This window comes from Streptomyces sp. CC0208 (assembly GCF_003443735.1).
Classification (GTDB): Bacteria; Actinomycetota; Actinomycetes; order Streptomycetales; family Streptomycetaceae; genus Streptomyces; species Streptomyces sviceus.
In genome coordinates this window covers 8397727-8424482 of sequence record NZ_CP031969.1, presented here as the reverse complement: position 1 = coordinate 8424482, position 26756 = coordinate 8397727, and the positions used below count along the sequence as shown (strand labels likewise).

29 protein-coding genes are annotated in these 26756 nt (G+C 71.4%); 15 read left to right on the top strand and 14 right to left on the bottom strand.

All coding sequences use genetic code 11. The features are described 5' to 3' along the window. Positions 1 to 15: 15 nt before the first annotated feature. Both D1369_RS38680 and D1369_RS38675 read right to left on the bottom strand, forming a co-directional pair. Positions 16 to 714 carry a ribonuclease H gene (locus D1369_RS38680; RefSeq protein ID WP_007379789.1) on the bottom strand — a complete coding sequence of 233 codons (699 nt, stop codon included), beginning with the start codon at positions 712 to 714 and terminating at the stop codon, positions 16 to 18. Between the two features lie 23 nt (positions 715 to 737). Next, positions 738 to 1319, bottom strand: a complete 582-nt coding sequence (locus D1369_RS38675) for a TetR/AcrR family transcriptional regulator (RefSeq protein ID WP_007379790.1) — start codon at positions 1317 to 1319, stop codon at positions 738 to 740. A gap of 74 nt (positions 1320 to 1393) precedes the next feature. On the opposite strand from D1369_RS38675, the gene D1369_RS38670 reads away from it, so the two are divergent. Further along, complete coding sequence (locus D1369_RS38670; RefSeq protein WP_118082956.1) at positions 1394 to 2179, top strand: class I SAM-dependent methyltransferase; 786 nt, start codon at positions 1394 to 1396, stop codon at positions 2177 to 2179. Here D1369_RS38670 and D1369_RS38665 read toward each other — a convergent pair. Next, the gene (locus D1369_RS38665) at positions 2176 to 2976 is read right to left on the bottom strand and encodes a VOC family protein (RefSeq protein ID WP_007379792.1); all 801 of its coding nucleotides are present in this window, start codon (positions 2974 to 2976) and stop codon (positions 2176 to 2178) included. The genes D1369_RS38670 and D1369_RS38665 overlap by 4 nt on opposite strands. A 233-nt stretch (positions 2977 to 3209) precedes the next feature. On the opposite strand from D1369_RS38665, the gene D1369_RS38660 reads away from it, so the two are divergent. Next, positions 3210 to 4118: a hypothetical protein gene (locus tag D1369_RS38660; protein ID WP_007379793.1), complete on the top strand. Its 909-nt coding sequence runs from the start codon at positions 3210 to 3212 to the stop codon at positions 4116 to 4118. 3 nt (positions 4119 to 4121) lie between these two features. Here D1369_RS38660 and D1369_RS38655 read toward each other — a convergent pair whose 3' ends face one another. Then, on the bottom strand, positions 4122 to 4604 hold the full coding sequence (locus tag D1369_RS38655) for a VOC family protein (protein ID WP_007379794.1): 483 nt from the start codon (positions 4602 to 4604) through the stop codon (positions 4122 to 4124). A 123-nt stretch (positions 4605 to 4727) separates the two neighbouring features. Between D1369_RS38655 and D1369_RS38650 the strand changes: the two genes are divergently transcribed. The 3 genes from D1369_RS38650 to D1369_RS38640 all read left to right on the top strand — a co-directional run bounded on the left by D1369_RS38650 (position 4728) and on the right by D1369_RS38640 (position 7275). Next, positions 4728 to 5924, top strand: coding sequence for an epoxide hydrolase family protein (locus D1369_RS38650; RefSeq protein ID WP_007379795.1), 1197 nt, complete (start codon positions 4728 to 4730; stop codon positions 5922 to 5924). A 123-nt stretch (positions 5925 to 6047) separates the two neighbouring features. Continuing rightward, positions 6048 to 6671, top strand: coding sequence for an ATP-dependent Clp protease proteolytic subunit (locus D1369_RS38645; protein WP_037718662.1), 624 nt, complete (start codon positions 6048 to 6050; stop codon positions 6669 to 6671). A 1-nt stretch (position 6672) separates the two neighbouring features. Then, the gene (locus D1369_RS38640) at positions 6673 to 7275 is read left to right on the top strand and encodes an ATP-dependent Clp protease proteolytic subunit (RefSeq protein ID WP_007379797.1); all 603 of its coding nucleotides are present in this window, start codon (positions 6673 to 6675) and stop codon (positions 7273 to 7275) included. 18 nt (positions 7276 to 7293) lie between these two features. Here the strand turns inward: D1369_RS38640 and D1369_RS44630 are convergent, their stop codons facing one another. Beyond that, positions 7294 to 7722 carry a helix-turn-helix transcriptional regulator gene (locus D1369_RS44630; RefSeq protein ID WP_007379798.1) on the bottom strand — a complete coding sequence of 143 codons (429 nt, stop codon included), beginning with the start codon at positions 7720 to 7722 and terminating at the stop codon, positions 7294 to 7296. Positions 7723 to 7810: 88 nt separating this feature from the next. Here D1369_RS44630 and D1369_RS38630 point away from each other — a divergent pair, with 88 nt between their 5' ends. Both D1369_RS38630 and D1369_RS38625 read left to right on the top strand, forming a co-directional pair. Continuing rightward, positions 7811 to 8590, top strand: a complete 780-nt coding sequence (locus tag D1369_RS38630) for a class I SAM-dependent methyltransferase (RefSeq protein WP_037898848.1) — start codon at positions 7811 to 7813, stop codon at positions 8588 to 8590. A 218-nt stretch (positions 8591 to 8808) separates the two neighbouring features. Beyond that, on the top strand, positions 8809 to 9705 hold the full coding sequence (locus D1369_RS38625; RefSeq protein ID WP_007379800.1) for an RNA polymerase sigma factor SigF: 897 nt from the start codon (positions 8809 to 8811) through the stop codon (positions 9703 to 9705). A gap of 116 nt (positions 9706 to 9821) precedes the next feature. On the opposite strand, the gene D1369_RS38620 is transcribed toward D1369_RS38625, so the two are convergent. Together D1369_RS38620 and D1369_RS38615 are read right to left on the bottom strand one after the other, a co-directional pair. Then, positions 9822 to 10283: an ATP-binding protein gene (locus D1369_RS38620; protein ID WP_007379801.1), complete on the bottom strand. Its 462-nt coding sequence runs from the start codon at positions 10281 to 10283 to the stop codon at positions 9822 to 9824. A gap of 87 nt (positions 10284 to 10370) precedes the next feature. Continuing rightward, entirely contained in the window at positions 10371 to 11621 is a 1251-nt protein-coding gene (locus D1369_RS38615) for a DUF6777 domain-containing protein (protein ID WP_007379802.1), read from the bottom strand. A 170-nt stretch (positions 11622 to 11791) separates the two neighbouring features. On the opposite strand from D1369_RS38615, the gene D1369_RS38610 reads away from it, so the two are divergent. Next, entirely contained in the window at positions 11792 to 13069 is a 1278-nt protein-coding gene (locus D1369_RS38610; RefSeq protein ID WP_007379803.1) for a streptophobe family protein, read from the top strand. A 232-nt stretch (positions 13070 to 13301) separates the two neighbouring features. Here D1369_RS38610 and D1369_RS38605 read toward each other — a convergent pair whose 3' ends face one another. The 4 genes from D1369_RS38605 to D1369_RS38590 all read right to left on the bottom strand — a co-directional run bounded on the left by D1369_RS38605 (position 13302) and on the right by D1369_RS38590 (position 17653). Next, positions 13302 to 14279 (bottom strand): serine/threonine-protein kinase, encoded by a 978-nt coding sequence (locus D1369_RS38605; RefSeq protein ID WP_007379804.1) that lies wholly within the window; start codon positions 14277 to 14279, stop codon positions 13302 to 13304. Further along, the gene (locus tag D1369_RS38600; protein WP_007379805.1) at positions 14269 to 14814 is read right to left on the bottom strand and encodes a hypothetical protein; all 546 of its coding nucleotides are present in this window, start codon (positions 14812 to 14814) and stop codon (positions 14269 to 14271) included. The genes D1369_RS38605 and D1369_RS38600 overlap by 11 nt, the downstream gene beginning before the upstream one ends. 7 nt (positions 14815 to 14821) lie before the next feature. Further along, positions 14822 to 17155, bottom strand: coding sequence for an FHA domain-containing protein (locus D1369_RS38595; RefSeq protein WP_007379806.1), 2334 nt, complete (start codon positions 17153 to 17155; stop codon positions 14822 to 14824). A gap of 87 nt (positions 17156 to 17242) precedes the next feature. Further along, on the bottom strand, positions 17243 to 17653 hold the full coding sequence (locus D1369_RS38590; protein ID WP_007379807.1) for a hypothetical protein: 411 nt from the start codon (positions 17651 to 17653) through the stop codon (positions 17243 to 17245). A gap of 332 nt (positions 17654 to 17985) precedes the next feature. On the opposite strand from D1369_RS38590, the gene D1369_RS38585 reads away from it, so the two are divergent. Then, positions 17986 to 18366: a nuclear transport factor 2 family protein gene (locus D1369_RS38585; RefSeq protein ID WP_007379808.1), complete on the top strand. Its 381-nt coding sequence runs from the start codon at positions 17986 to 17988 to the stop codon at positions 18364 to 18366. A gap of 72 nt (positions 18367 to 18438) precedes the next feature. Next, a complete protein-coding gene (locus D1369_RS38580) occupies positions 18439 to 18723 on the top strand; it encodes a DUF1905 domain-containing protein (protein WP_007379809.1) in 285 nt (94 codons plus the stop codon). Between the two features lie 114 nt (positions 18724 to 18837). Here D1369_RS38580 and mgrA read toward each other — a convergent pair whose 3' ends face one another. Beyond that, positions 18838 to 19833, bottom strand: coding sequence for an L-glyceraldehyde 3-phosphate reductase (gene mgrA, locus D1369_RS38575; protein ID WP_118082954.1), 996 nt, complete (start codon positions 19831 to 19833; stop codon positions 18838 to 18840). Between the two features lie 124 nt (positions 19834 to 19957). Between mgrA and D1369_RS38570 the strand changes: the two genes are divergently transcribed. From D1369_RS38570 to D1369_RS38560, 3 genes are all read left to right on the top strand, one after another. Further along, positions 19958 to 20836, top strand: coding sequence for a LysR substrate-binding domain-containing protein (locus D1369_RS38570; protein WP_007379811.1), 879 nt, complete (start codon positions 19958 to 19960; stop codon positions 20834 to 20836). Positions 20837 to 20964: 128 nt separating this feature from the next. After that, positions 20965 to 22524 (top strand): carotenoid oxygenase family protein, encoded by a 1560-nt coding sequence (locus D1369_RS38565; protein WP_118082952.1) that lies wholly within the window; start codon positions 20965 to 20967, stop codon positions 22522 to 22524. A 28-nt stretch (positions 22525 to 22552) separates the two neighbouring features. Beyond that, positions 22553 to 23068, top strand: a complete 516-nt coding sequence (locus D1369_RS38560; protein ID WP_007379813.1) for a DUF664 domain-containing protein — start codon at positions 22553 to 22555, stop codon at positions 23066 to 23068. Here D1369_RS38560 and D1369_RS38555 read toward each other — a convergent pair. Beyond that, a complete protein-coding gene (locus tag D1369_RS38555) occupies positions 23050 to 24129 on the bottom strand; it encodes an adenosine deaminase (RefSeq protein ID WP_118082950.1) in 1080 nt (359 codons plus the stop codon). The genes D1369_RS38560 and D1369_RS38555 overlap by 19 nt on opposite strands. 43 nt (positions 24130 to 24172) lie before the next feature. Further along, the gene (locus tag D1369_RS38550) at positions 24173 to 24565 is read right to left on the bottom strand and encodes a VOC family protein (RefSeq protein ID WP_007379815.1); all 393 of its coding nucleotides are present in this window, start codon (positions 24563 to 24565) and stop codon (positions 24173 to 24175) included. A 178-nt stretch (positions 24566 to 24743) separates the two neighbouring features. Between D1369_RS38550 and D1369_RS38545 the strand changes: the two genes are divergently transcribed. Both D1369_RS38545 and D1369_RS38540 read left to right on the top strand, forming a co-directional pair. Then, positions 24744 to 25454 (top strand): dienelactone hydrolase family protein, encoded by a 711-nt coding sequence (locus D1369_RS38545; protein ID WP_007379816.1) that lies wholly within the window; start codon positions 24744 to 24746, stop codon positions 25452 to 25454. Positions 25455 to 26306: 852 nt separating this feature from the next. After that, positions 26307 to 26753 (top strand): pyridoxamine 5'-phosphate oxidase family protein, encoded by a 447-nt coding sequence (locus tag D1369_RS38540; RefSeq protein WP_037898852.1) that lies wholly within the window; start codon positions 26307 to 26309, stop codon positions 26751 to 26753. The last annotated feature ends 3 nt before the right edge of the window (positions 26754 to 26756 follow it).

The window sequence follows — 26756 nt, the reverse complement described above, 5'->3', positions numbered from 1 at the left end:
CGCCCGGACCGGTAGCTAACCGGCCGCTTCCGTACGGCACTCCGGGTGCCCCCAGCCCTGGGCGTTCTTCGCGATCGGCTCGCCCGCCGCGTAAGGACGTCCGCACAGACACCGGCCGGGGAACTTGGCCTTGATCGTACGGGAAGACGAACCACCGCTCCGCTTGGGCGACTTGGCCCGGGCGGGGCGGTCGTTCTTTTTCGGGGTGTCCGGCGAGGGTGGCGGCTGGGGGGAGCCCAGTTCACTGCTCGCGGGTTCCTGGACGATCGCCGCCTGGCTGGCCGCGCGGTCGGCGAAGTCGTTGAGCGGGTCGCCGTCGACCTGGTGGGCGGGGACGTAGCGGAACTCGACCGAACGCCCGTCGAGCAGTTCGTCGATCCGCACGACGAGGTCCTGGTTGGCGACCGGCTTGCCCGCGGAGGTCTTCCAGCCGTTGCGCTTCCAGCCGGGCAGCCAGGTGGTGACGGCTTTCATGGCGTACTGGGAGTCCATCCGGATCTCCAGCGGCACATCCGGGTCGGTCGCGGTGAGCAGCCGTTCCAGCGCGGTGAGTTCGGCGACGTTGTTGGTGGCCTTGCCGAGGGGGCCGGCCTCCCAGCGGTCCGGCGTCTCCGACTCGTCGGCGATGACCCAGGCCCAGGCCGCAGGTCCCGGATTTCCCTTCGAAGCCCCGTCGCACGCGGCCACCAGTCGTTCACGCATGCGCTCGATCATGCCATGAGCGCAGGGGCACCCGTTCACCCCACCGGGACCACCGCGGCCACGACCCTGCGGACCTCCTCGGCCCCGGGCGCCGGGCCTTCCGCGTCGGCGAAGAGCAGATGCGCGGCCCCGATCAACGTGGGGGCGAGCACGTCCACGTCGGCATCGGCCCGGACCCGCCCCAGTGCACGCTCGGCGGCGAGATAGCCGGCCACCATCGCCGTGGCCTCCCGCAGCACCGGCACTCCCCCGCCCCCGGCCTCGCGCAGCCGGGCCCGCAGGGCGTCCCGGGCGATGACCAGGCCGACGATCCGCAGGGCGATGGTCCCGAAGAGGTCGGTCAGGGCGGCGGCGAGGTTGCCGACGACGTCACCGGTCCCCGCCGACTCGCGCAGGGCCCGGGACCGCACCTCGAGCCGCCCGACGCGGTCCAGCACGAGGTCGGCGAGGAAGGCGTCGAAGTCCTCGAAGTGCCGGTGCAGGACCCCCTTGGCGACCCCCGCCTCGGTGGTGACCGCCCGGCTGGTCAGTGCGTTCGCCCCGTCCCTCAGCAGGATCCGCTCGGCGGCGTCGAACAACTGCCGGCGCACATCACGGATGGCGATCCCTGTCGGCACGGCCCACCTCGCTCTTCCTCGGACATCCTCCCTGATTCTTGTCGAGTGGGCATGCGCCCACTTATGGTGGGCGCATGCCCACTTCTGCTGGAGACCACCGCGAGATCGCGGAGTCGTACGGCTCGGACGCCGAGCGCTACGACCGGACCCGCCCCCGGTACCCCGAGGCCCTGGTGGAGCGGATCGTCGCCGCGAGTCCCGGCCGGGACGTCCTGGACGTGGGGGCGGGCACCGGTATCGCCGGGCTGGCGTTCCGGGCGCGCGGCTGCCGGGTCCTCGGGGTCGAGCCCGACGCGCGGATGGCCGCGTTGGCCCGCCGGAAGGGACTCGACGTCGAGATCGCCCGGTTCGAGGAGTGGGATCCGGCGGGCCGGGACTTCGACGCGGTTGTCGCGGGTACCGTCTGGCACTGGGTCGACCCCGTCGTCGGTGCCGCCCAGGCGGCCCGGGTGCTGCGGCCGCGAGGACGGCTGGCCCTCTTCTGGAACGCCTTCCACCCCGCGCCGGAGGTGGCCGAGGCGCTCACCGGGGCCTACGCCCGGGCGGTGCCCGACCTGCCGTTCGACTGGCGCCGGCTGAACAGCCCGGACAGTTACGCGAGCGTCCTCGTCCCGGCGGCCGACGGGATCCGCGGGACCGCCGCGTTCGGCGAGCCGGAGGAGTGGCGCTTCGAGTGGGACCGGGTCTACACCCGCGAGGAGTGGCTGGACCAGGTACCCACCTTCGGCGGCCACGGACAGTTGTCCGCCGGGAAGCTCGGCGCACTGCTCGACAGCGTCGGGGACGCCGTGGACGCGATGGGCGGCAGCTTCTCGATGCGCTACTGCGCCGTGGTGCTCACGGCGGTGCGCACCGGCTAGGGCACGTCGGAGATCTGGGGCATGTCGCCCTGGGTCGTCGTCACGTCGATGACCGAGAAGCTCGCGCCCTGCGGGTCACTGAGCGCGGCGAACCGGCCGAAGGGCGAGTCCATCGGCCCGAACCGCAGGACGGCGCCGAGCTTGGTGGCGCGGGCCACGGCGTCGTCGCAGTCCGGGACCGAGAAGTAGACGTTGATGTACGCCGGCACCTCGGGCGGGAAGTCGTCAGTCATCTTCATACGGCCGAGGACGGTGTGGTCACCCAGGTTGAACATGCGGAAGTCGATGGCGTCGTCCTGCATCTGCTTGGCGCTGTAGCCGAAGACGGCCGGGAAGAACGCGTCGGATTTCCCGGGGTCGCGGGTGTAGATCTCCGCCCAGCAGAACGCGCCGGGCTGCTCGGGCGGCGCCTCGAAGCCCTCGTGGGTGCCGCCCTGCCACACTCCGAAGGCGACTCCGCTCGGGTCGCGCGCCAGGCACATCGTGCCGAAGTCGCCGACCTGCATCGGTTCCATGAGCACCTCGCCGCCGTTGTCACGGATCTTGCCGGCCGTGGCGGCCGCGTCCGGTGACGCGAGGTACAGGCACCACTGCGACTGAGCCTCCTGACCGGTCATCGGCGGAACGACGGCGGCGACGGCCTTGCCGTCCGCGTAGGCCTGCGTGTAGTTGCCGTACTGCGACGACGCCTCGCCGAAGGTCCAGCCGAGGACATCGCTGTAGAAGCTCTTGGCTCCCTCGACGTCGCTGAACATCGCATCGGCCCAGCAGGGGGTTCCCTCAGGTTGTACGGCCATGATCGCGGCCTCTCCCGAATCGGTGGTCGGTCCGTCTCCACACGCTAGTCAGGGGAGCGCCCGACCGCGCGCCGAACGGATGATTCGGCCGCATACCGGACAGAAGGAACACTCTCCGAGCAGAGGGCTCCACTGTTTCGCGGCGACTGAACCGTGCCGCGCGTCTTCCCCCCTGGGCCCGGCTGTGCTTGCCTGGGGAACCGTTTTTCCGGCGACCGGGGCGGGAGTCGCGCATGCGGACACCGTGGATCGTGGGCTTGGTGACCGCAGTCCTGCTGCTCGGTGCCTGCAGCGACCCGACGGACGGGCCGGAGACGGCGCCACCCACCCCGGACGTCTCCCGTGCGGCCACCACCCATCAGCGTGCCCAGTCCTCCCCGAGCGCCTCCCCGGCCGTGGTCGCCCCGCGTGTGCTGTATCTCGGCGACTCCCTGGCCATGGAGGCCCAGCAGGTCCTCGGGCAGGAGCTGCGCCGGGATCTGCGGGCGTCGTACACGAGCGCGCCGTACTCGGGGACCACGCCGTGCGACTACCTGGAGGGCACCGGGAAGAAGTCGCTGGTGCCCGACCGGGACAAGGCGGCCGCGCTGGTCCGGGCGCTGCACCCGGACTTCGTGGTGCTGCAGTTCTGGGGCAACGCGTGGGGCTACACCTGGTGCATGGACGGGATCACCCACGCCGCCTCGCCGCAGAAGTACTTCAGCAGGTACCGGGCGGACCTGAGACGGCTGACCGAGCAGATCGCCATGGCGGGCGGTGGGCATCGGCCGCGGATCGTGTGGGTGGCGCAGGGCCCGGACCCGATCACCCCCGACCGGGTCCGGCGCGTGAACGAGCTGTACGAGGAGCAGGCGGCCGCCTCGGACGACGCGGTCGCCGACGCGGGCGCCACGGTGGCACCCGCCGGATCCCGCTACTCCTGGGTGCAGTACCTGCCGTGCACCTCCTACGAGCACGAGCATCCCGGCTACTGCACCCAGCCGGACCGCGACCGCACCGCCCTGCACCTCGACAAGGACTATCTGCACTTCTGTCTGGCGCCGACGACGTCCAAACCCAAACCGTGCCCGGTCCGCTCCCCCGGCATCCTGCGGATCGCCCGGGAGATCACCCGGGTGATCGGCCGGACGCCCGTCGGCTGACGCTCACTCTCCCGCGTACGCCTTCTCCAGGGCGGCGACGTCGAACTTGCTCATCGCCATGAACGCCTTGGTGACGCGGGCCGCCTTCTCCGGGTCCGGGTCGCCCACCATGTCCGCGAGCCCCTCGGGCACGACCTGCCACGACAGCCCGTAACGGTCCTTGAGCCAGCCACAGGGTCCGGGCTCGCCGCCGTTCTCGGTGAGCTTGGTCCAGTAGTAGTCGATCTCCTCCTGGTCCGCGCAGAAGATCTGGAAGGAGACGGCTTCGGTGAACTTGAACTGCGGTCCGCCGTTGAGGGCGACGAAGTGCTGCCCGTTGGCCGTGAAGTCGACCGTCAGGACGGACCCCGCGGGCTGCATCGCGCCGTCGGGATAGTGGGTGACTCTCCCGACGGTGGAGTCCTTGAAGACCGAGACGTAGAAGTGCGCGGCCTCCTCGGCCTGGCCGTCGAACCAGAGACACGTGGTGAAAGGCTTGCTCGCCATGGGTTCCTCCCGAAGGGGCGTGGTGCGGTCATCACTGTGGACCGATCCTCGGCGCGGAACTCATCGGTCGGGCGGCCGGTCAATCCACGTGGCTCATAAACCGGTGCGACCTAGCATCCCCGTATGACGTCAACCGACACCATCACGCCGTTCCGTGTCGACATTCCGCAGAGCGACCTCGACGACCTCCACGACCGGCTCGACCGCACCCGCTGGCCCGACGACCTCTCGGCCACGGGCTGGGCGTACGGTGTGCCGGCCGGCTACCTGCGCGAACTCGCGCACCACTGGCGGCACACCTACGACTGGCGCGCGGCCGAGGCACGGCTCAACGAGTGGCCGCAGTTCACGACCGTCATCGACGGGACGACCGTTCACTTCGCCCACGTCCGCTCCCCCGAGCCGGACGCCACCCCGCTGGTCATCACGCACGGCTGGCCGGGCTCGATCGTCGAGTTCCTGGACGTGGTGGGCCCGTTGACCGATCCGGCGGCCCACGGCGGCGACCCGGCCGACGCGTTCCACGTCGTCGTACCGAGCATCCCCGGCTTCGGGCTGTCCGGGCCGCCCGCGGACACCGGTTGGGAGCCCGTCCGGATCGCGGGCGCCTGGGTCGAGCTCATGCGGCGCCTGGGCTACGACCGGTTCGGCGCCCAGGGCGGGGACTGGGGCGCGGCGATCTCCCGCGAGCTGGGCCGCGCCCACCCTGAGCGGGTCATCGGCGTCCACCTGAACTTCCTGCCGGGCGCCGAGGCCAACCAGGAACCGACGGCCGAGGAACTGGCCGGGCTCGACCCCGAGGAACGGGAGCGCACGCTGGAGTCGTGGCGCCGCTCGAAGACCTGGTCGCGGGAGGGCACCGGATACGCGATCATCCAGGCCTCCCGGCCGCAGACCCTGGCCTACGCGCTCGCCGACTCCCCGGTGGGCCAGCTCGCCTGGATCGTGGAGAAGTTCCAGGCGTGGACGGACTCGGTCGAGCTGCCCGAGGAGGCCGTGGACCGGGACCGGCTGCTGACCAACGTGATGCTGTACTGGCTGACCGGGACCGCCGGTTCGGCCGCACGCATCTACTACGAGCGCACGCACGCCACGGGCGACCGGGCGTCGCGGCTCCGCGAGCCGGGGACCGTCCCCACGGCCGTCGCGGTCTTCCCGGCCGAGATCCAGATCCCGCTGCGGCGCAAGGGGGAGCTCATCGAGAAGGTCGTGCGCTGGACCGAGTTCGACCGGGGCGGTCACTTCGCGGCGATGGAGGAGCCGGACCTGCTGGTGGACGACGTGCGGGCGTTCTTCCGGCAACTGCGCGAGACGGGCTGAGCACCTCCCCGGGGGCCGCGCTCTGCCGGTGGCGAATCTGCCACCGGCAGAGAAACCGCTTCGGGGCATCGTCCGAGGTCAAGAGTGGAGCCGACGGCATCCCTACGACCACGAGGACCGCCCATGACTTCCATCCGGGCCGAGGAGGGCGACACCCCTCCCACCCGCTTCGACGACCAACTGGCCGCCCAACTCCTCGCCCAGCGCATCGTGCTGCTGGGCACCCAGGTCGACGAGGTCTCCGCCAACCGGGTCTGCTCCCAGCTCCTTGTCCTGTCCGCGGAGGACCCGCGCACCGACATCAGCCTGTACATCAACAGTCCGGGCGGCTCCGTGTACGCGGGCCTCGCCATCTACGACACCATGCGGCTCATCCCCAACGACGTCTCGACGCTCGCGATGGGCTTCGCGGCGAGCATGGGCCAGTTCCTGCTCTGCGGGGGCACGCCCGGCAAGCGGTACGCCCTGCCCAACGCGCGGATCATGATGCACCAGGGGTCCGCGGGCATCGGCGGGACCACCGCCGACATCCTGATCCAGGCGGAGAACCTGGACCACAGCAAACAGACGATGGAGCGCCTCCTCGCCGAGAACACGGGCCAGACGCCGGAGACGATCGCCCGCGACGGCGACCGCGACCGCTGGTTCACGGCCGAGGAGGCCAGGGAGTACGGCATGGTGGACCGGGTCGTGGAGTCCCTCGCGGACGTCCGCCCGGCCGCCTCGAAGCGACGGATGGGGCTGTGACATGGCGAACTACACGATTCCGTACGTCGTCGAGCGGACCGCGCACGGCGAGCGGTCCTCCGACGTGTTCAGCCGGCTGCTCTCGGAGCGGATCATCTTCCTCGGCACCGAGATCGACGACGGAGTGGCCAACGTCGTGATCGCGCAGCTCCTGCATCTGGAGTCGGCGGCGCCGGAGAACGAGATCTCGATCTACATCAACTCCCCCGGCGGCTCGTTCACCTCGCTGATGGCGATCTACGACACGATGACCTACGTACAGGCGCCGATCTCGACACTCTGTGTGGGGCAGGCGGCCTCCACGGCGGCCGTCCTGCTGGCCGGCGGGGATCCCGGGCGGCGGCTCGTACTGGAGCACGCGCGCGTGCTGCTCGGCCAGCCCGCCGCCGGCGGCAGCCGCGGGGCCATCTCCGATCTCGCCCTGCAGGCCAAGGAGATGGTCCGCATCCGCTCCCAGGTCGAGGAGGTGCTGGCCCGTCACACCCACCACGACATCGCGACCCTGCGCGCGGACATGGACCGCGACAAGGTGTTCACCGCCGAGGAGGCGGTGGAGTACGGGCTGGCCGACGAGGTGGTGAGCCGGCGCCTCGTGACGGTCTGAGGCACCGGCCCCGTCGCCTCAGGCCGCCAGGCACATCCCGTTGTACGGCGACCCCGGCACCGCGCGACGGCTGCGCGCCGAGTGCCGGGTGAGCTCGCCCTGGGCCAGGGAGAGCAGATCGCCGAGGCCGAGGCCCAGGGCGTGGGCGGCGGCCGCGAGGACCTCCGAAGATGCCTCCTTGCGGCCGCGCTCCACCTCCGAGAGGTAGGGCATCGAGATCCGGGCCGCGTCGGCCACGTCCTTGAGCGTGCGCTCCTGGGCGAGGCGCTCGCGGCGCAGGACGTCTCCGACGAGGTCGCGCCACAGGGGTTCCCTGGTCTCCCTGGCGGAGGGATCCTTGGGTGGCGCGGTGGCGGGGCGTTCGGACAGCGGGCGGACGGACCCCGGGCGCGCGGACTGCGGGCGCAGGGGGATCACGCGGGCTTGGTTCGGCGCTTCGTTGCTCACCGGATCAGCCTAAATTCCGTGGCCGTCAGGGGAAGGGGTCGGCATTCTGCCCTGGGTGGAATCGACGACGGGAGAGGTACGGGACCCGGTGCTGCGCGAGACGTTCAACGAGGCGGCGGAGTTGTACGACAAGGCGCGTCCGGGCTATCCGCCCGCGCTGGTCGCGGAGTTGGCCCGGCTGACGGGCCTGCGCCCTGAGAGCCGGGTCCTGGAGGTGGGCCCCGGCACTGGACAACTCACCCGCTCCCTGGCCGGGTTCGGCTGTCACATCACGGCGGTGGAGCTGGGCGACGCGATGGCCGCGGTGGCCCGGAGGCGGCTGGCCCGCTTTCCCCGGGTCGACGTGCGCCACGCCGAGTTCGAGCGCTGGCCGCTGCCGGAGGAGCCGTTCGACCTGGTGGCCTGCGCCACCGCCTTCCACTGGATCGACCCGGCCGTCCGGCTGGAGAAGGCGGCGGACGCCCTGCGCGCCGGGGGCCGGCTCGCTGTCGTGGTCACTCACCATGTGGCGGGGGGCACGACCGACTTCTTCACCCGGGTCCAGGACTGCTACGAACGCCATGATCCGGCCACACCTCCCGGACTGCGGCTCCGGCCGTCCTCCGAGATCTGCTCGGACACGCAGGAGATCGAGGACTGTCCGCGCTTCGGCGACGTCACGGTGACCCGTTGCGAGCAGGACATCACCTACACGGCCGACCAGTACCTCGACGTCCTGTGCACCTACTCGGGCCACCGGGCTCTCGACAGCACCCGCCGCGCGGCCCTGCTGGCCTGCGTCCGGGACCTGATCGAAAAGGGCCACGGCGGCAGGATCACCAAGCGCTACCTCCACGAACTGACCGTCGCGACCCGGGTCACGCCCTGAGGACCGGCGATTTCACGCCAGCAGAACATTTCATGGGCATGGGTTCTCACTCCCCGGGTACGCGCAGCTCGAGGGAACTGCGGGCAATTGGTCGAGCCGGTGGTCCGGGGACGCATATGTTGTCGCGTTCCGGGTACACGGCAGGCCACACCTGCAGGACCCGAGACAACCCAGGCCGAAGAGGCAGACGTCGAGCCGTGACTTTCGTGGGAGAGGTAATGCATACCGTCGTCACCGCCGTGAATCGTTCGGAGGCACAGGTCACCGAGCTCGCCAGCGGGACCAGGACGGGTGGGACACCCCTGCCGGGAGTCGCGGAACCGCGCTCCGTCGCACCGCGGGACGCACGCGAGCTGTCCCGCCAGTTCTTCCAGCGCCTGACCGAGCTCGAGGAGGGGACGCACGAGTACCAGTACGCGCGCAACACCCTCATTGAGATGAACATGTCGCTCGTACGCTTCGCGGCCGGAAGGTTCCGGGGCCGCGGCGACGACATGGAGGACATCGTCCAGACCGGCATGATCGGCCTGATCAAGGCGATCGACCGGTTCGAGATCTCCCGCGAGGTCGAGTTCACGTCGTTCGCGCTGCCGTACATCGTCGGCGAGATCAAGCGCTTCTTCCGGGACACCACCTGGGCGGTGCACGTCCCGCGGCGTCTTCAGGAGCTGCGCGTCGAGCTGGCCAAGGCGCGTGAGGAACTCGCCAGCCGGCTGGACCGCGACCCGACGGTGGCCGAGCTCGCCACCCTGATGAACATCTCCGAGAAGGAGGTGATCGAGGCGCAGATCGCCTCGAACGGCTACAACTCCTCGTCCCTGGACGCCGCCCTGACCGGCGACGGCCCCGAGGGCGGCGAAGCGGTGCTCGCCGACTTCATCGGTGTGGAGGAGGACGGGCTGCGACTCGTCGAGGACTTCCACTCTCTCGCCCCGCTGATGGCCGAGCTCAGCGAGCGCGATCGGCAGATCATCCACATGCGGTTCGTGGAGGAGGCCACCCAGTCGGAGATCGGTGAGCGGCTCGGCTGCTCGCAGATGCATGTGTCCCGGCTGATCAAGCGGATCATCACGCGACTGCGTGAGGGCATGCTGGGCGAGCTGGGCTGCGCCTGACCCACAAGAACAGCGAAAAGAGCGGGTGCCGCCTCCGGACGGCACCCGCTGCATGATCCGGCGAGTTCACCGGACGCCGTAAAGCGCGACACCGTAGAAGCGCCTCAAGCGTGCGCTCACTCCTTCTTGCCGCCGAAGCCCAGCACGGCCCGTACCCGCTTGCCCACCGGTACGCGCTCCGCCGCGACCTCCTGCGCCAGGACGTGCACGATCTCCAGGCCGTGCCGGCCGACGCGCTCGGGATCCCGCGGGAACCTGCGGGGCAGGGCCGCGCTGCTGTCGTAGACCGTGACGGCGACCGAGACGTCGGTGCCCTCCAGCTCAAGGATGTACGGCCCGTTGCTGTGCCGGTCGGCGTTGGTGACGAGTTCGCTCACCACGAGGAGCACCTCCTCCTCGGCACGGTCCCCGATGGCGGCACACCACTCGGTTCGGAGCCTGCCCAGGAAGTCCGCGGCGAACGACCGCGCCTCGGCGATGCTGCCTGGCTCACCGGTGTAGTGCGCCGCCCGCCGTAGGGGTTCCACGGGCACGTCGAAACCAGTCGGTATCACTGCCCCGTCCAGGTGATCGATCATGCGTTTCTCTCTCGGATGCCGGACTGGCCGGACGCTGCTGCATCAGTGCTGATACCCCGAGCCGCGCGACGCAGTCCAGGTGACGCGTCACACCGACCAGAACGCCACGGCGCCGGACAGGGGCGCCGACTGATTCGTGTCCGAGGTGGTGTCGGAGGCGAGGGGCGGCTCCGGTGCCGAGGAGCCCGGTGTCAGGGTCTCATCCGAGGATTCGCTGCTGGGCGGCGGTGGGGAGGACGAGTTCGGGGACGGCGAGCTCGGGGACGGGGCGACGAGGGCCGGCGGACACGGACTCGACGATCCGGAGGGGGTGGCTCCGGCCGACGTGGAAACGCAGGGCGACGGGGAGGCCGGGGACGACGGGGTGCTCGGTGTCGTCGGCGACGACACGCTCACCGGCGGGGAGGGCCGGGCCGGCGGGTGGGTCTTGTGGTCCTTGCCCCCGGTGTCGCCGCGGTGGCGGGCGATCCAGTCGTGGTGGTCGGGGTCGTAGATCACGAAGATGTTGATGACCGTCGTGGAGGGCGCGACCACGACCACGTTCGAGGGGTTGTACGACGCCCAGGTGTCGCCGGTGCGCTTCGGCGTGGTCTGCTGGGCGATCGGCGGGGTGAGCGGGTTGCCGCAGGCGCAGCGTGTGCGGGGCACTCCGCGGTCGTCGACGAGCACGGCGGTGCCGGCCTGGAGGACGGCCTGGTAGGTGGTGGCGGCGCCGTCACGGTAGCCGTGGTTGGTGACGCGGGTGTCCATGCGCAGCTGGACGGGTGTGAGCGAGCGCAGGAAGGCCGGGACCCCGGACGGCGGGACCCCGGCGACCGAGGCGAACACCTTGTTCTTCGCCGGGTCCGCCTGGAGTGCCTTGACCTGCTTCTCGACGTCGCAGCTGGAGACGTTGCGGGTGCCGCCGTAGAGACCGGGAGCTGAGCCGTCCACGCCCCGTACGGCGTTCGCGGGCTCGGAGGAGCCGGTCGGGGAGGCGGCGACCGGCGGCACGGAGCTGTCCTTCGCGGTCGACTCGGTGAAGGGCTCGGGGCCCGTCTTCGCGGCGGCCTGCAGAAAGACCTCGCCGTTGCCGCCGGCCGAGCCGGAACCGCCGCCGGAGCGGGTGAAGACGACCGCGAGGACCACCGCGGCGACCACCGCGATGGCGATCAGCGCGACTCGGGGCGCCGACCTCCACCAGGGACGGCGGGGTGGGGGCGCGGGCGCTCCGCCACTGCTGCCCGGGGGCTGCGAGGGCGGGCCCGAAGGCGGCTGCGAGGGGCCCGAGGACGGGCCCGACAGCGGGCCGGAGGGCGGCCCGGTGGGGCGGCCCGACGACGGCGGTTCGACGCTCACGAGTTCTTCTTCCCGACGCGGGACTCCTGCGACGTGCGATCCGATTGCCCCGATTCAGCCGCATTCTTCCGCGACATTCCATTGTCTGCTCCGGTCCGGTGCCGCCCGCAAGCGGACGCGGACGGACCTCCCGGCAGGCGCGCCGCCCCTGGGCTGCTTAGCGTGGCAGGGTGATCCCGCACACCCGCTCCGACCAGGCAGTCGTCGCTCGCCACGGCTGGCCCCAGGCCGTGACGACGGTCCTGGTCGCGCTGGTCGCCATGGGGGTGGTGGCAGCGCTCGGGCTGTGGGCGGCGGGCGCGGTCGACCTCCCGGACCAGGCTTTCCCCCGGGTCGTGGCGGCGAGTGTCGTCACGGCCGTGGGCGGCACGGTCAAGCTTTCGGGCAGTGCGGGAGGACTCGCCGACAGCAGGGCCGGGCTCACGGTGATCCCCCTCTCCGTCACGCTGACCGGTGCGCTGGTGCTCGGGGCGGGCTTCCTGCGGCCGCTGCGGCACCGGGCCGTCGCCGGCAGCCGGGAACTGGCCGCATGGGCCGCCCGCATCGCCGTCCTGTGGCTGCTCGCGCTCCTCGCCCTGGCCTACGCGGCCCGACAGACGTTCAAGCTCTCCCTCGGCGACGACTCGCTGAGCGACCTGGGTGATCTCTTCGGCGTCTCCCCCGAGGTCGGCTTCACCACGGACGTGCCGCAGACCGTCCTGTTCGGCCTGCTGTGGCTGGCCGGCGTCCTGGTGCTGGCCCTGCTGGTCTCGCGCCGGGCCCCCCTGCCGGGGCGACTGCTGCCGCTCCAGGAGTCGGTGCGACCCGCCGCGCACGCCATGGTCGTGCTCCTCCTCGCGTACGTCGCCCTCGGGACCCTCGTCGCCCTGGTGGTCGCAGTGACCCGCGGTCATGCGCCCGAGACACTCGCGGTGATCCTGCTGGGCCTGCCGAACCTGGTCTGGCTCGCCCTGACCATCGGTCTCGGCGCCACCTGGAACGGCCGGGTGGAGGGCCCTTTCGGACTGCCCATGCCGCACCTCCTCGACGAGGTCCTGCGCTCCAAGGACACCGCCACGCTCAATCTTCACACCCTCGCCGAGCACGACGGCCGGGTCTGGTGGCTGGTCGTCGTCGACGCGGTCCTGCTGCTCTCGGTCGCGTTCCTGATGGCGGCCCGCTCCCCCGCCCACGTCCGCGCCTGGCAGCACGCCGTGCGCCTGGCGGTCGCGCTCGCCCTGACGGTCCTGATGATCTGCCTCATGGGCCGGATCTCCGCCCACTACGGCCTGTCGGTCCTCGGCATCGGCGACCTCGGCGGCGGTCTGAGCGGCGAACTGTTCCTCGAGCCGGAACTCTGGCCGGCGGTGGGCCTCGGCGCGCTGTGGGGCCTGGTCACCGGCTTCCTGGGCGCGCTGTCGGCACGGCCGGTGCGGCGCCAAGGGGAGATCACACCGGCTGACGTGTGACGCGGGGCGTGACAGGGTGCGCTCAGCCGAGGAGAGGGCACCGCATGGCGCCGGCTCTGGAAGACCGCTTGGCCGTCACCGAGTGGACGGCCATCTAGTGGACGCCGGGGAGCTCGACCGCAAGGAGGCGGCCGGCGCATCCGCCACCGCAGGGTACTGGCTCGCCGGGTGCCGCTGAGCGGCCTGGGCAGCAGCGGGTGAAGGGGCGCCGCCGCGGCCCAGCACGATGCCGCTAACCTCCTCGGAACATCGGCTCGGCCCACCGCGGCGGAAGCTTCGGCCTGGTCTCCTCTGGTGCTACGGGCCCGAAGGCGACCTCCGTCGGCGCGTGACCGCCGGTCGCGGCCGAGCGAAGGCCCGCGACGAAGGCCAGACACGAGTCGTGGCGGTCGTCCGGACTCTTGGCCAGGCCCTTGGTGAACACGCCGTCGAGCCCGGAGGGGAGTTCGGGGCGGCACTCCGTCAACGCCGGGGGCGCGTCGTACTGGTGGGCCCACAGCAGGGCCATGTCGTCGTCGCGGCGGAAGGGCGGATGGCCCGTGAGGGACTCGTAGACCACGCACGCAAAGCCGTAGACGTCGCAGCGGCCATCGACCGGGCGGCCGGAGATCTGCTCCGGGGCCACGTAGTCGAGGGTGCCGACGAACTGGCCGACCGTCGTGAACCCGGTCAGCGACAGGGACTTCTTAGTGAGACCGAAGTCGGTGAGGTAGACGTGCTCCGGATGGTCGCTGTCGGTGCCCCGGGAGACCAGGATGTTGCCGGGCTTCACGTCCCGGTGGACCAGGCCGTGCTCGTGGGCCGCGTCGAGCGCGGAGGCGACCTGGGCGGCGATCCGCAGCGCCGTCGGGAGCGGCAACGGCCCCTGGCGGTCGAGGAGATGACGCAGATCGCTGCCGGCGACGTAGCGCATGGCGATGTACAGCACGCCGTCCGTCTCGCCGGCCTCGAAGACGGGGACGATGTGCGGGTGGTCGAGCGCCGCGGCCACCCGGGACTCGTGACTGAAGCGGTTGCGGAAGGTGTCGTTGCGGGCGAGCTCCGGGGCCAGCAGCTTCAGCGCCACCGTGCGGTCCAGGCGCAGGTCCCGGGCCCGGTAGACGACGGCCATGCCGCCTCGCCCGATCTCCTGCTCGATGCGGTAGCTCGCGATCTGCCGGCCGACCAGTTCGGAGGGGCTGCCGGAGAAGAGGCTGGTCTCACGAGCCATCGGGGGTCACCACCTGGGTGGGGGCGTGCCCGGGGCTGTCGGCGGTCGCGCGGGGTGCCTCGTCGGTGGCGTAGGTGCTGAGCCGGGTCCCGTCCGCGTAGACCCAGCGTCCGTGCTGGGCGTCGTACAGCCACACGTGCTCTCCGTCGACGACCACCCCGATCCGCAGTCCCCGGGTGCGGCCGCGGAAGGCCTCCCCGTCGAGACCCCCGCCGGCCAGCTCCTCGACGGCGGCCCGGTAGCGGGCGAGGGTCTCGTCGGCGCGGGCCAGCAGGGGGCGCGGGTCGGCGGCGCGGGTGAGCGGGCTTTCGGGGGCGGGGGGATCCTGCGGTACGGCGACCAGGTGGCGGCCGTCGACCCAGGCGGACCAGCCGTTGGCGCACAGGACGTACGCCCAGTCGCCGCGCCGCTCGACGAGCTGGACGGGCAGGAGCGGGTCGAGGGGGACGGTGGGGCGGGCGGGGTCGGGGGCCTCCCAGGCGGGCATGCCGTACCCGGGGACGACATGGGTGGGCCGGAAGCCAGGGGTCGTCATCGGCGGCCTACTTCCGCATGACGGCGGGTTCGTGGCGGCGCAGCAGTCGGGAGACGAGGTATCCGAAGAACACCGAGAGGACGACCAGCATGCCGATGTTCAGCAGCCACACGCCCGCCGAGTGCTTGAACAGCGGATCGCCGGTGAGGTCGCCGGGCACGATCCGGGCGAGGCCGATGGTCCCTGCCATCGCGCCGAGCGCCCACCGCGAGGGCACCAGCCAGGACAGCTGTTCCAGGCCGGGCACGCCGTCGAGCTTCAGCAGGGCGCCGCAGAAGACGACCTGGACGATGGCCAGCAGCACGAGCAGCGGCATCGTCACCTCCTCCTTGCGCACCAAGGCGGACACGAGCAGGCCGAGCATCATCGCGGTGAACGCCAGCAGGGCGACGGCGAGCGTGATCTCCACAAGGGGCGGCATCAGCACGCCTTCGCCGCCGGGCGCGTTGAGATCGACGCCGAGGAGGGCGACCAGGGTCAGGACCACCGCCTGTACGACGGTGATCGTGCCCAGGACGACGACCTTGGACATCAGGTACGCCGATCTGGACAGGCCGACGGCTCGCTCCCGTTGGTAGATGACCCGCTCCTTCACCAGCTCGCGCACGGCGTTCGCGGCGCCGGTGAGGACGCCTCCGACGCACAGGATGAGCAGGGCGTTCATGGCGGTGTCCCGGGTGAGTCGGCTGCCCGCGAGGGCCCGGGCCATGGCGCCCATGACGAAGGGGAGGGCGATCATGATGGCGAGGAAGGTGCGGTCGGCGCCGAGGGCGGCGGTGTAGCGGCGGATCAGGGTGCCGAGCTGGGCGCCACGACTGCGGGGCCTGGGCGGGGGCGCGATGATGACCGGTTCGGAGCGGGGCGTCCGGGGCTGTGCGGTGGCCTCGGTGACGTACTGGTGCTGGAAGGCCGAGCCGCGGAAGTCGCCGGCCCAGTCGCGGTCCTGGTCCCGTTCGAACGCCTCGAAGGCCTCGGGCCACTGGGTGAAGCCGAAGTAGGCGAGAGCGTCCTCGGGCGGACCGTAGTAGGCGATCCTCCCGCCTGGCGCGAGGACCAGGAGGCGGTCGCAGACGTCGAGGCTCAGGACGCTGTGGGTGACCACGATGACCGTGCGCCCGTCGTCGGCGAGGCCGCGCAGCATGTGCATCACGGAGCGGTCCATGCCGGGGTCCAGGCCGGAGGTCGGTTCGTCCAGGAAGAGCAGGGACGGTTTGGTGAGCAGTTCCAGGGCCACGCTGACCCGCTTGCGCTGTCCGCCCGACAGGCTGTGCACGGGCTGCCGGGCGCGCTGTTCCAGGCCGAGCTCGCGGATCACCTCGTCGACCCGTTCGCGGCGTTCGGACTTCGCGGTGTCCTGTGGGAAGCGCAGCTCTGCGGCGTAGGACAGGGCGCTGCGGACGGTCAGCTGGGCGTGCAGGATGTCGTCCTGCGGGACCAGGCCGATGCGCTGGCGCAGCTCGGCGTAGTCGCGGTACAGGTCGCGGCCGTCGTACAGGACCGTGCCGTGGTCGGCGGGGCGCTGGCCGGTGAGGGCGTTCAGGAGCGTGGACTTGCCGGCGCCGCTCGGGCCGACGACCGCGAGCAGGCACTTCTCCCCCACCGGGAAGGACACGTGGTCGAGCAGGGTCTTGCGGCCGCGGTCGACGGCGACCGTGAGGTCCTGGACGTCGAGGGAGACCTCGCCGGTGTCGACGTACTCCTGGAGCGTGTCGCCGACCAGGCAGAACGCCGAGTGGCCGATGCCGACGATGTCACCGGGGCCGAGGGGGGCGCTCGTGACGGGCCGGCCGTTGAGGTAGGTGCCGTTGTGACTGCCCAGGTCGGCGATGTCGTAGCTGCCGTCGGGCAGGGCGCGCAGCTCAGCGTGGTGGCGGGAGACGACCAGGTCGTCGATGACGAGGTCGTTGTCGTCGGCGCGGCCGATCCGGACCGTGCGGGTGGGCAGTGGGCGTACCGCCGTGGGCCGGCGGAAGGTGCCCGTGAGACCGGGCATCGAGACCGCCGAGGGGCGCTCGGGGGTGGGGATGCCCAGCAGGACCGCGCAGGGGCCGTCGGAGGGGCTGCCGAAGCGGATGACGCTGCCGGGGCCGACGTCCCACTCGTGGACGCGGCGGCCGTCGGCATAGGTGCCGTTGGTGCTGTTCTCGTCCTCGAGGGTCCAATGGTCGGCCTCGGGTCGCAGTACCGCGTGGTGCCACGAGACCCGGGCATCGTCGATGACGATGTCGCTCAGCGGGTCGCGCCCGACGTGGTAGTCGTGGCCCGGACTCATCACCGTGGAGCCGGTGTCGGTCTCCAGGACGAGCTCGGGCGCCGTCGGTGCGATCGACCGGTCCGCCATGCCAGAATTCTACCGATTCACCCCTTTGGCCGCCTGGTGGCGCGGATCGGCGGCGGCACGGGTGCGGAGCGCGGGGGCGGGGGCGGCTCACGCCACGGGGGTGAAGAGCGCCGAGGCCATCCGGTGCATTCTCACGGCGTCCACGGACTCGGCGAGCAGTTCGTACTCCGTGGTGTCGTCGCTCGCGGCGATCCGGACCAGCCGGCCGGCGGCCAACTCGTCGGCGACCAGATCCTGTTGGTACAGGTCGGCGCACCAGGCCCGCATCACGGCGGGCACGTCCAGCACGGTGGCGGCGACGGGGGCGAGGGCGCCCACCGGGAAGTACGGGGCCTCGGGCTGGGGGTCTAATCGGTCGGCGATCCACGAGGCCCGGTCGCGCAGCCACCACAGGGCGAGGGCGAGAGTGGGCGCGCGGTAGGTACCGAGGGGTACGCCGATGCGCCGTCCGTCGCAGATGCCGTAACCCGTGACGTGGCACAGGAATTCGTCGTGCACGATCCACTCCCCCGCTTGCTCGTTCGCCTGCCTGCAGGGCCTCGCTTTCCGTGCGCTTCTCGTGCGGTACGCGTGTCTTTGCTGCTGTGCGTGACGGGCACTTCGCTCGATGTGAAGGTCCTGTCAGTCGAGTATGTTCACTACTGAAACACTGTCACCACGTCTTTTTGGCCAGTCTCCTGGCATATTCGCCCCACCTCCTGGCCGAAACCTGACGGGTACACGGTCAAACGCCATGACCCGGGAAGTAATCGACGGTTCCCGGCGCCGCGGGCAAGGTTGTCTCACCAGGTCCCACCAGCACAGACGACCTCGATGGAGGCTGATTTCCCATGTCCGCGAACACCGACCGCTACGAGAGTGCCGTCGCCCGCTACTTCGAAGCCTGGAACACGCGTGAGCCGGAGGCCCGCGCCAAGGCCGTGGCAGCCGCCTGGGCGGCGGACGGCGGGTACACCGACCCTCTCGCCGACGTGGTGGGCCACGACGGGATCACCGCGGTGATCGCGGCGGCCCACGAGCAGTTCCCCGGTTTCACCTTCCGGATCAGCGGCCCCGTCGACGGGCATCACGACACCGCGCGCTTCTCCTGGGAGCTCGTGGGCGAGGACGGATCGGCCCCCGTCGCCGGATCCGACGTGATCACGCTCGACGAGGACGGCAGGATCAGGACGGTGCACGGCTTCCTGGACCGGGTGCCCGCGGGGGCGTGAGGGAGGGCCACGATGAGTTTTCCCCTCGCCGGCGGTCTCTTGAAGAGGAAGCCGTCAGCGAGGGAGAACATCATGGCCACGCCCGGAAAGGTGGACGCGGAATTCACCGCCGTCCTCAGCAGGAACCCGGGGAAGGGTGGCTGGACCTGTGTCCGCTGGCCCGCCTCGGTGGAGTTCTTCGGCACCCGGGGTCTCGTCAAGGTCCGCGGCACGATCGACGGCCACCCTTTCCAGAGCTCCTTCATGGCCCTCGGGGACGGCACCCACATGCTGCCCGTCAAGGCCGAGGTGCGGAAGGCCATCGGCAAGGACGCGGGCGACACGGTGACCGTGCGCATCGAGGAGCGGACCGGCTGAGCGGGCTTCACCTCCCGTGATCACCTTCGCGCCGAACCGAGACGGACCGGGCGCCGGCCTCTGAGGCCGGCGCCCGGTCCGTTCGACTGCCCGCGGCTGTGAGGGCCGCGTCGGTCACGCCTTGACGATCGCGTCGATCCTCGCCAGTTCCTCCGGGGCGAAGTCCAGGTTGGCGATCGTGCCCACGCTGTCCTCGATCTGCTTCGGGCTGCTCGCGCCGACGAGGGCCGAGGTGACCCGGCCGCCGCGCAGGACCCAGGCAAGGGCCAGCTGGGCGAGGGTCTGACCGCGGCCCTTGGCGATGTCGTTGAGCTCGCGGAGCTGCTGGACCAGGTCCTCGGTGACCGCGTCGGAGTTCAGGAAGGGGCTGTCGCTCGCGGCCCGGGAGTCCTCGGGGATGCCATCGAGGTAGCGGCCGGTGAGCAGGCCCTGCTCCAGCGGGGAGAAGACGATCGAGCCGACCTGGAGCTCGTCGAGCGCGTCCAGCAGGCCGCCGTCCTCGGGGCGCCGGTCCAGCATCGAGTAGCGCGGCTGGTGGATGAGGAGCGGGGTGCCGAGCTCGCCGAGGATGCGGGCGGCCTCACGGGTCTGCTCGGCGGAGTAGTTGGAGATGCCGACGTACAGCGCCTTGCCCTGCTGGACCGCGGTGTGCAGGGCGCCCATCGTCTCTTCGAGGGGGGTGTCCGGGTCGGGGCGGTGCGAGTAGAAGATGTCGACGTAGTCCAGGCCCATCCGGGTCAGGCTCTGGTCCAGCGAGGACAGCAGGTACTTGCGGGAGCCCCACTCGCCGTACGGACCGGGCCACATCAGATAGCCGGCCTTGGTCGAGATGATCAGCTCGTCGCGGTAGGCCGCGAGGTCGGCCTTGAGGGCCTCACCGAACGCGGCCTCGGCGGCGCCGGGCGGCGGGCCGTAGTTGTTGGCGAGGTCGAAGTGGGTGACACCGAGGTCGAAGGCGCGGCGCAGGATGGCCCGCTGGGTCTCGACCGTGCGGTCCGCCGGGCCGAAGTTGTGCCACAGACCGAGCGAGATCGCGGGAAGCTTCAGACCGCTGCGTCCGGTGCGCCGGTAGGGCATCTCCGCGTAGCGGTCGGGGTGTGCGGTGTACAACGCGACTCCAGAGGGGTTGGCACGGTGGAACCAAAGTCGTGAATCCAAGTCCACTCTTTCGCGACCTGGGGGCATCGGTCCAACAGAAGAATCCGATGGAATTCAGCGGATAGGCTTCTCAATCATGGAACTGCGCCATCTCCAGCACTTCGTGGCAGTAGCCGAGGACCAGCACTTCACCCGGGCCGCCGAACGGCTCCTGGTGTCCCAGTCCGGGCTGTCCGCGTCGATCCGGGCGCTGGAGCGGGAGCTGCAGACCCCGCTGTTCGTGCGGACCACCCGCCGGGTGACGCTCACCCCGGCCGGGCGGGCCCTGCTCGGGGAGGCCGAGCGGATCCTCGCGCAGGTGCGTTCGGCCCACGAGGCGGTGGCCGCGGTGCAGGGAGTGCTGCGCGGGATGCTCGCGCTGGGCTCCGAGCAGTGCATCGCCGGGGTGCATGTGGCGGGGCTGCTGGCCGCGTTCCGGCGCCAGCACCCGGACGTGGAGATCTCTCTGCGGCAGGCGGGCTCGGGCGCACTGGCCGAGGAGGTCGCCGCCGGGCGGCTGGACCTGGCGTTCGCCGTGCGGGGGACGCGGGAGGAGAGCGACCAGCTGCGGGCCGTACCGCTGACCAGCGAGCCGATGACCGTGCTGTGCCATCCGAGTCATCCGCTCGCGGCGGCCGGCGTGGCCGTGACCCCGGAGGACCTGGGCGGTGAGGTCTTCGTCGACTTCCACCCGGACTGGGGGCCGCGCCGCACCACCGACACCGTCTTCGCCGAGGCGGGCGTGCGCCGGTCGGTCGCCCTGGAGGTGAACGACGTGCACAGCCTTCTCGACCTGGTGGACGAGAACCTCGGGGTGGCGGTCGTTCCGCAGCACTTCCGGCACAAGCGGCCGTCGCTGACGGCTCTGCCCGTCAAGGGCACCGGGGAGACCGTGTACGAGACGGTCGCCCTGCTGCCGCCCCCGCAGGCCACCAGTCCGGCGGCGCGGGCGTTGATGGCGCTGCTGGACAGCTGAGCCGCCCCGCGCGAAAGAGGGGGCCTGGCACCACCCCCAGGACGGGGTCCACCCCTCCTGACCCGACCCGCCGCACACCCCAGACTCATGACCGTCCCCGATGACAACCGCGGTCAGGAGCAGGGAAGATGACGGACTCCACACAGACGACGAACCCCGCACAGACGACGCACCCCGCACGGACGACGAACCCCACCCGCCGGAACGTGCTGCGTGGCGCGGCGGCGGTCGCGGCCGCGGGCGGACTGGCCGGCACGGGAGTGGGCGCGGGACCCGCCTCCGCGGTGCCCCGCCCGGCGCCGACGCGCCACTTCCCCTTTCTGGAGGGGGCCTTCAAGCCGGTCACCGAGGAACTGACGGCCTTCGACCTGCCGGTCACCGGGCGGGTCCCGCGCGAGCTGAACGGCCGCTATCTGCGCACCGGCCCCAATGTGCTGGGCCTGGAGGACCCCCGAGCCCACCACTGGATGCTCGGCGACGGCATGGTGCACGGCGTCCGGCTGGGCGAGGGACGCGCCGAGTGGTACCGCAACCGCTGGGTTCGCTCCTCCCAGGTGGCGAAGAAACTCGGCGAGCCCTACCCGGGTCCGGTGCCGCCGGACGACTTCCCGTGCAACACCCATGTGATCCCCCACCGGGGACGCATCCTGGCGCTCCAGGAGAGCGGACCTCTGCCGTACGAGCTCGACGACGAGCTGAACACCGTGGGCACCTACGACTTCCGGGGCACCCTGGAGGGCGCGTTCACCGCGCACACCAAGTTCGACGTCCACGCCGGCGAGCTGCACGCGATCGCCTACTACCCGACCTGGGACCATGTGCGGCACCTGGTCGTGGACCCGGCGGGACGCGTCTCGCGCAGCACGCGGATCCCGGTGACCGACGCCCCGATGATCCATGACTTCGCGCTCACCGAGCGGTACGTGATCATCCTCGACATGCCGGTCACCTTCGACCCGGCGGGCGCCGAGCGCGGCGACATCGTGCCGTACGTCTGGAACGACCGGCATCCGGCGCGGATCGGTGTACTGCCACGCAAGGGCGGTGCGGTCCGCTGGTTCGAGGTGGACCCGGTCTACTACTCGCACACCCTCAACGCGTACGAGGAGGGCCCGAACCTGGTCATCGACACGACCAACTTCGACGCACCCTTCCTCGTGGCGGGCAACGGCTCGGGCGGGCCGTACGGGGCGGGCACCCCACGGCTCGACCGGTGGACGGTGGACCTGCGGCAGGGGCGGGTGCGGGTCCGGACCCTCGACGACCGCCCGCAGGAGTTCCCGCGGGTCAACGAGGGTCTGGTGTCCCGCCGACACCGCTACGGCTACTCGGCGGCGGCCGCCGAGATGGCGGTGGCCTATCAGGCGGTCGACGGCAACCCGCCTCCCGACCGGGCGTTCAGCAACGCGCTCATCAAGCACGATCTGCTGAGGGGCACCTCGCAGGTGCACCGGCTGCCCCGGGGGGCGGCGGCGAGCGAGGCCGTGTTCGTGCCGTCCGACCCCTGCGACCCCAGGGCCGCCGAGGACGACGGGTACGCGATCGCGTATGTCCACAACCCCGAGCGCGGGGCCTCGGACCTGGTGATTCTCGCGGCCCAGGACTTCACGGGCGAGCCGGTGGCCCGGATCCATCTGCCGGGACGGGTGCCCCTGGGCTTCCACGGGAGCTGGATTCCCGACGCCTGACGCGGCGCGATGCGCGATGGTGGATGTCATGCATGCAAAGGACATCCTCATCGACGGCTACAGCCGCATCCAGGAAGAAGTCCACGCCGCCGTCGAAGGCCTGGGCCCCGACGACCTCAACCACCGTCCCGGCCCCGACGCCAACTCCCTCGCCTGGCTGGTCTGGCATCTCACCCGCGTCCAGGACGACCATGTCGCCGGCGCCTTCGGCCTCGACCAGGTGTGGCTCACACAGGACTGGGAGAAGCGGTTCGGCCTCGACCTGAAGCCGCGTGACATCGGCTACGGCCACACCTCCGCACAGGTCGCCAAGGTGCGGGTCGACTCCGCGGACCTGCTCACCGGCTACTACGACGCCGTGCACACGCAGAGTCTCGAAGCCCTGCGCGGCCTGTCGGCCGGGGACCTGGAGCGCGTCGTGGACGAGAACTGGGATCCGCCGGTCACCCTGGGGGTGCGACTGGTCAGCGTCCTGTCCGACGATCTGCAGCACGTCGGACAGGCCGCCTATCTACGGGGTCTGCTTCAGAGCGCGGCGTCGTAGCCCGGCAGGACGACGTCCTCGATGAGGGCCTTGCGCTCGTCGAACGGGATGAAGGCGCTCTTGAGAGCGTTCACCGTGACTGTGCGCAGGTCCTCGACCGTCCAGCCCGCCTCCTCGACCAGCAGGGACATCTCCCGGGTCATCGTCGTCCCCGACACCAGCCGGTTGTCGGTGTTGAGGGTGACCCGGAAGCCGAGGTCCTTCAGAGCCGTGATCGGGTGCTCGGCGATCGAGGTGGCCGCGCCGGTCTGGAGGTTGGAGGTCGGGCACATCTCCAGGGCGATACGGCGGTCCCGGACCCAGCCGGCGAGCCGGCCGAGCTTGCCCCCCGCGAGGTCGGGGATGTCCTCGGTGATCCGTACGCCGTGGCCGAGACGCTGGGCGCCGCACACCTGCACGGCCTGGTGGATGCTGGGCAGGCCGTGGGCCTCACCGGCGTGGATCGTGAAGGGCACGCTCTCGCGGCGCAGGTACTCGAAGGCGTCCAGGTGGTCGGCGGCCGGGAAGCCGTCCTCCGCGCCCGCGATGTCGAAGCCGACGACACCGGCGTCCCGGAAGGCCACGGCCAGGTCGGCGGCCTCGCGCACCCGGTCGAACATCCGCATTCCGCACAGCAGGGTGCCGACACGCACCGGGGTGCCCGCGGCGGCGGCCTTCGCCATGCCGGCGGCCAGGCCCTCCTGGACGGTCTCGACGACCTCGGCCATGGCCAGTCCGCCGTTGGTGTTCAGCTCGGGGGCGTAGCGCACCTCGCCGTACACGACGCCGTCGGCGGCCAGGTCGAGGACGTACTCCTCGGCCGTGCGCAGCAGGCCCTCGCGGGTCTGCATGACGGCGAGGGTGTGCTCGAAGGTGGCTATGTAGCGCACCAGGTCGCCGGAGTTGGCGGCCTCGAAGTACCAGGCGGCGAGCTCGTCCGGGTCGGTGGTGGGCAGGGTGTGGCCGACCTCGGCCGCGAGCTCCACCACGGTGGCGGGGCGCAGGCCGCCGTCGAGGTGGTCGTGCAGGACGGCCTTGGGGAGGCGGCGGATCAGGTCGGCGTCTACGCGCGTAGCGGTCATGGCGAGGTCTTTCTTCGAACGTCGAACGGGGTGGCGGGGAGGGTCAGTCGGCGGGCTGGAGCAGGTCCCAGCGGTTTCCGTAGAGGTCCTGGAAGACGGCGACCGAGCCGTAGGGCTCGTGGCGGGGCTCCTCCAGGAAGGTCACGCCCGCGGCGAGCATGCGGGCGTGGTCGCCGGCGAAGTCGTCGGTGTGCAGGAAGAAGCCGACGCGGCCGCCGGTCTGGTTGCCCACCCGGCCCTGCTGGGCCTCGTCCTTGGCGCGGGCGAGCAGCAGGTCGGTGCCGCCCTCGCGCTCGTCCGGCCGAACGACGACCCAGCGGGAGCCGTCGGGGCGGGGGGCGTCCTCGACGAGCCGGAAGCCGAGGGCTTCGGTGTAGAAGCGGATCGCCTCGTCGTAGTCGTCGACGACGAGGGTGACCAGGGCGACGCGTCTCATCGGAGCCTCTCGGGACGGGTGGTTGACGGGAGAGGTTATACGTAAAACTTCGGCGGCGCCAGTCCGGTCCCCGGGGGCACCTGTCGTCGGGCCGTACCGTGCGTGGCAGGCTGGTGATCACCGCCGGGGTCACGGCTCCGGCGCCCCCTTCCGCCGGACCGCACAGGAGTCGAGCACCATGGCCGAACTGCCGAAGTCGACCGGAGCACCCGCCCACCAGAACGTCACCTTCCCGAGCGGCGGCACCACCGCGCACGGCTATCTGGCGCTGCCGCCGTCCGGGAGCGGGCCGGGGGTCATCGTGATCCAGGAGTGGTGGGGTCTGACCGACCACATCGCCGACGTCGCCGACCGGCTGGCGGCGGAGGGCTTCGTCGCGCTCGCTCCCGACCTGTACGGCGGCAATGTCGCCCACGAGAGCGCGGAGGCCCTGCGGATGATGCAGGCGCTGCCGGTCGCGCGGGGCGTGGAGCTGCTGTCCGGCGCGGTCGACCACCTGCTGTCGCTGGACGAGGTCACCTCGGACACCGTGGGCGCGGTCGGCTTCTGCATGGGCGGCGGATTCGTCCTGTACCTTGCGGCGGCGGACCCGCGGGTGAGCGCCGCGGTGCCGTTCTACGGCGTGATCCAGGGCGAGTTGCCCGACTTCTCCCACCTCAGGGCGGAGATCCTGGGCCACTACGGCGAACTCGACCAGAGCATCCCGGCCGAAAGCCTCGACGCCCTGCGCGAGGCCGTCCACGAGCAGTCCGGAATCACCCCGGACCTGCGCCTGTACCCGGCGAACCACGCCTTCTTCAACGACGGCCGCCCCGAGGCCCACGACCCCGAGTCCGCCACCCGCGCCTGGGAGAGGACCGTGCCCTTCCTGCACGAACGGCTGGGGTAGGGCCTGCCCTGCGGATCGGGCCGGAGGCATGACGCGTACCGCGTGGCGGAGCGGGTCGGCCGCGAGCAGGGGTGGCCTGTCGGCGCAGGTGAGCGGGGCTCCCCTGCGCGCCACGGCGGCGGGGCCTTGTCGGGCGGCGACGGCAAGCCCGGCCGGGGACCTCGTTGGGCACGTCAGGGCTTCATTGCCGACATGGTCGGCCGGATGGGCCGCCGGGGCTGCCGGCGCCTGCGAGGCACTGCCGGCCGCGTGGAGAAGGCGGCCGTGTGCTCGACAGCTGCGCGGCGGGCCTTGCCGGGGACGGTTACGACAACCCGGACGCGCCTCGGTACGCACGTCAAGCCCTCGACGTCGGCCTGGTCCGCAGGGGAACCGCACGGTTGCGGGCGCCCGCGGGGCTGGGCGGCAGGTGGCGAGAGACCTGCCGTGGGCCCCTGCGCGGCGGACGACCGCCCCTGGGGCGTGCAGCCGCTCGGGGCTCCCGGGGCCGCCGTCCGGCCCCGCCGCCTAACCGCGTATGCGCCGAGGGCGGCCGTCGGCATGGTCCGCAGCACACGCCCGGGGCTCGACGGGCACGTAGAGCCTCGACGCCGGACGGACCCCTGCGGGGCTGGACGACAGGTGGCGAGAGACCTGCCGTGGGCCCTGCGCGGCGGACGACCGCCCCTGGGGCGTGCAGCCGCTCGGGGCTCCCGGGGCCGCCGTCCGGCCCCGCCGCCTAACCGCGTATGCGCCGAGGGTGGCCGTCGGCATGGTCCGCCGTACGGATCCAGGATGGGTCCGCGCCTCGGTCCGTGGTCGTAGGGCCACGGACCGAGGCGGCGGGGAGAGGTGGGCGGTAGCGTCCCGGTCATGACGATCACCGAGAGCCGGACCGCCGTGGAGCGCAAGCGGGACGTACTGGCCCGTCTGGAGCGGGAGAGGGACATCTGGGTGGCCTCGGCGGATGCCGACGGGCTGCCGTGTCTGGTCGCGCTGTGGTTCGTCTGGGACGGGGAGTCGGTCTGGCTGTCCACCAGGATCACCAATCCCACGGGCCGCAACCTGCGCGACGGCGGCCGCACCCGGCTGGCCTTCGGGGACACGCAGGACGTCGTGCTCATCGACGGGGAGGTGCGGACCTACGGCGGGACGGACGTGCCGGCCGCGGCGATCGAGGCTTTCCGGGCGAAGACGGGCTGGGATCCGCGTGAGGACAGCGCCTCCTACGCGTTCTTCCAGGTGCGCCCGCACACCGTGCAGGCCCTCAACGGCGTGCACGAGATGCGTGGGCGGCATGTCATGGAGGACGGCGTGTAGGTC

Bases quoted from the DNA above. Each gene is read 5' to 3' on its own strand.
- D1369_RS38680 (WP_007379789.1), bottom strand. From the start codon at position 714: ATGATCGAGCGCATGCGTGAACGACTGGTGGCCGCGTGCGACGGGGCT.
- D1369_RS38670 (WP_118082956.1), top strand. From the start codon at position 1,394: ATGCCCACTTCTGCTGGAGACCACCGCGAGATCGCGGAGTCGTACGGC.
- D1369_RS38665 (WP_007379792.1), bottom strand. From the start codon at position 2,976: ATGGCCGTACAACCTGAGGGAACCCCCTGCTGGGCCGATGCGATGTTC.
- D1369_RS38660 (WP_007379793.1), top strand. From the start codon at position 3,210: ATGCGGACACCGTGGATCGTGGGCTTGGTGACCGCAGTCCTGCTGCTC.
- D1369_RS38655 (WP_007379794.1), bottom strand. From the start codon at position 4,604: ATGGCGAGCAAGCCTTTCACCACGTGTCTCTGGTTCGACGGCCAGGCC.
- D1369_RS38650 (WP_007379795.1), top strand. From the start codon at position 4,728: ATGACGTCAACCGACACCATCACGCCGTTCCGTGTCGACATTCCGCAG.
- D1369_RS38645 (WP_037718662.1), top strand. From the start codon at position 6,048: ATGACTTCCATCCGGGCCGAGGAGGGCGACACCCCTCCCACCCGCTTC.
- D1369_RS38640 (WP_007379797.1), top strand. From the start codon at position 6,673: ATGGCGAACTACACGATTCCGTACGTCGTCGAGCGGACCGCGCACGGC.
- D1369_RS38625 (WP_007379800.1), top strand. From the start codon at position 8,809: ATGCATACCGTCGTCACCGCCGTGAATCGTTCGGAGGCACAGGTCACC.
- D1369_RS38620 (WP_007379801.1), bottom strand. From the start codon at position 10,283: ATGATCGATCACCTGGACGGGGCAGTGATACCGACTGGTTTCGACGTG.
- D1369_RS38605 (WP_007379804.1), bottom strand. From the start codon at position 14,279: ATGGCTCGTGAGACCAGCCTCTTCTCCGGCAGCCCCTCCGAACTGGTC.
- D1369_RS38600 (WP_007379805.1), bottom strand. From the start codon at position 14,814: ATGACGACCCCTGGCTTCCGGCCCACCCATGTCGTCCCCGGGTACGGC.
- D1369_RS38595 (WP_007379806.1), bottom strand. From the start codon at position 17,155: ATGGCGGACCGGTCGATCGCACCGACGGCGCCCGAGCTCGTCCTGGAG.
- D1369_RS38585 (WP_007379808.1), top strand. From the start codon at position 17,986: ATGTCCGCGAACACCGACCGCTACGAGAGTGCCGTCGCCCGCTACTTC.
- D1369_RS38580 (WP_007379809.1), top strand. From the start codon at position 18,439: ATGGCCACGCCCGGAAAGGTGGACGCGGAATTCACCGCCGTCCTCAGC.
- D1369_RS38570 (WP_007379811.1), top strand. From the start codon at position 19,958: ATGGAACTGCGCCATCTCCAGCACTTCGTGGCAGTAGCCGAGGACCAG.
- D1369_RS38565 (WP_118082952.1), top strand. From the start codon at position 20,965: ATGACGGACTCCACACAGACGACGAACCCCGCACAGACGACGCACCCC.
- D1369_RS38560 (WP_007379813.1), top strand. From the start codon at position 22,553: ATGCATGCAAAGGACATCCTCATCGACGGCTACAGCCGCATCCAGGAA.
- D1369_RS38555 (WP_118082950.1), bottom strand. From the start codon at position 24,129: ATGACCGCTACGCGCGTAGACGCCGACCTGATCCGCCGCCTCCCCAAG.
- D1369_RS38550 (WP_007379815.1), bottom strand. From the start codon at position 24,565: ATGAGACGCGTCGCCCTGGTCACCCTCGTCGTCGACGACTACGACGAG.
- D1369_RS38545 (WP_007379816.1), top strand. From the start codon at position 24,744: ATGGCCGAACTGCCGAAGTCGACCGGAGCACCCGCCCACCAGAACGTC.
- D1369_RS38540 (WP_037898852.1), top strand. From the start codon at position 26,307: ATGACGATCACCGAGAGCCGGACCGCCGTGGAGCGCAAGCGGGACGTA.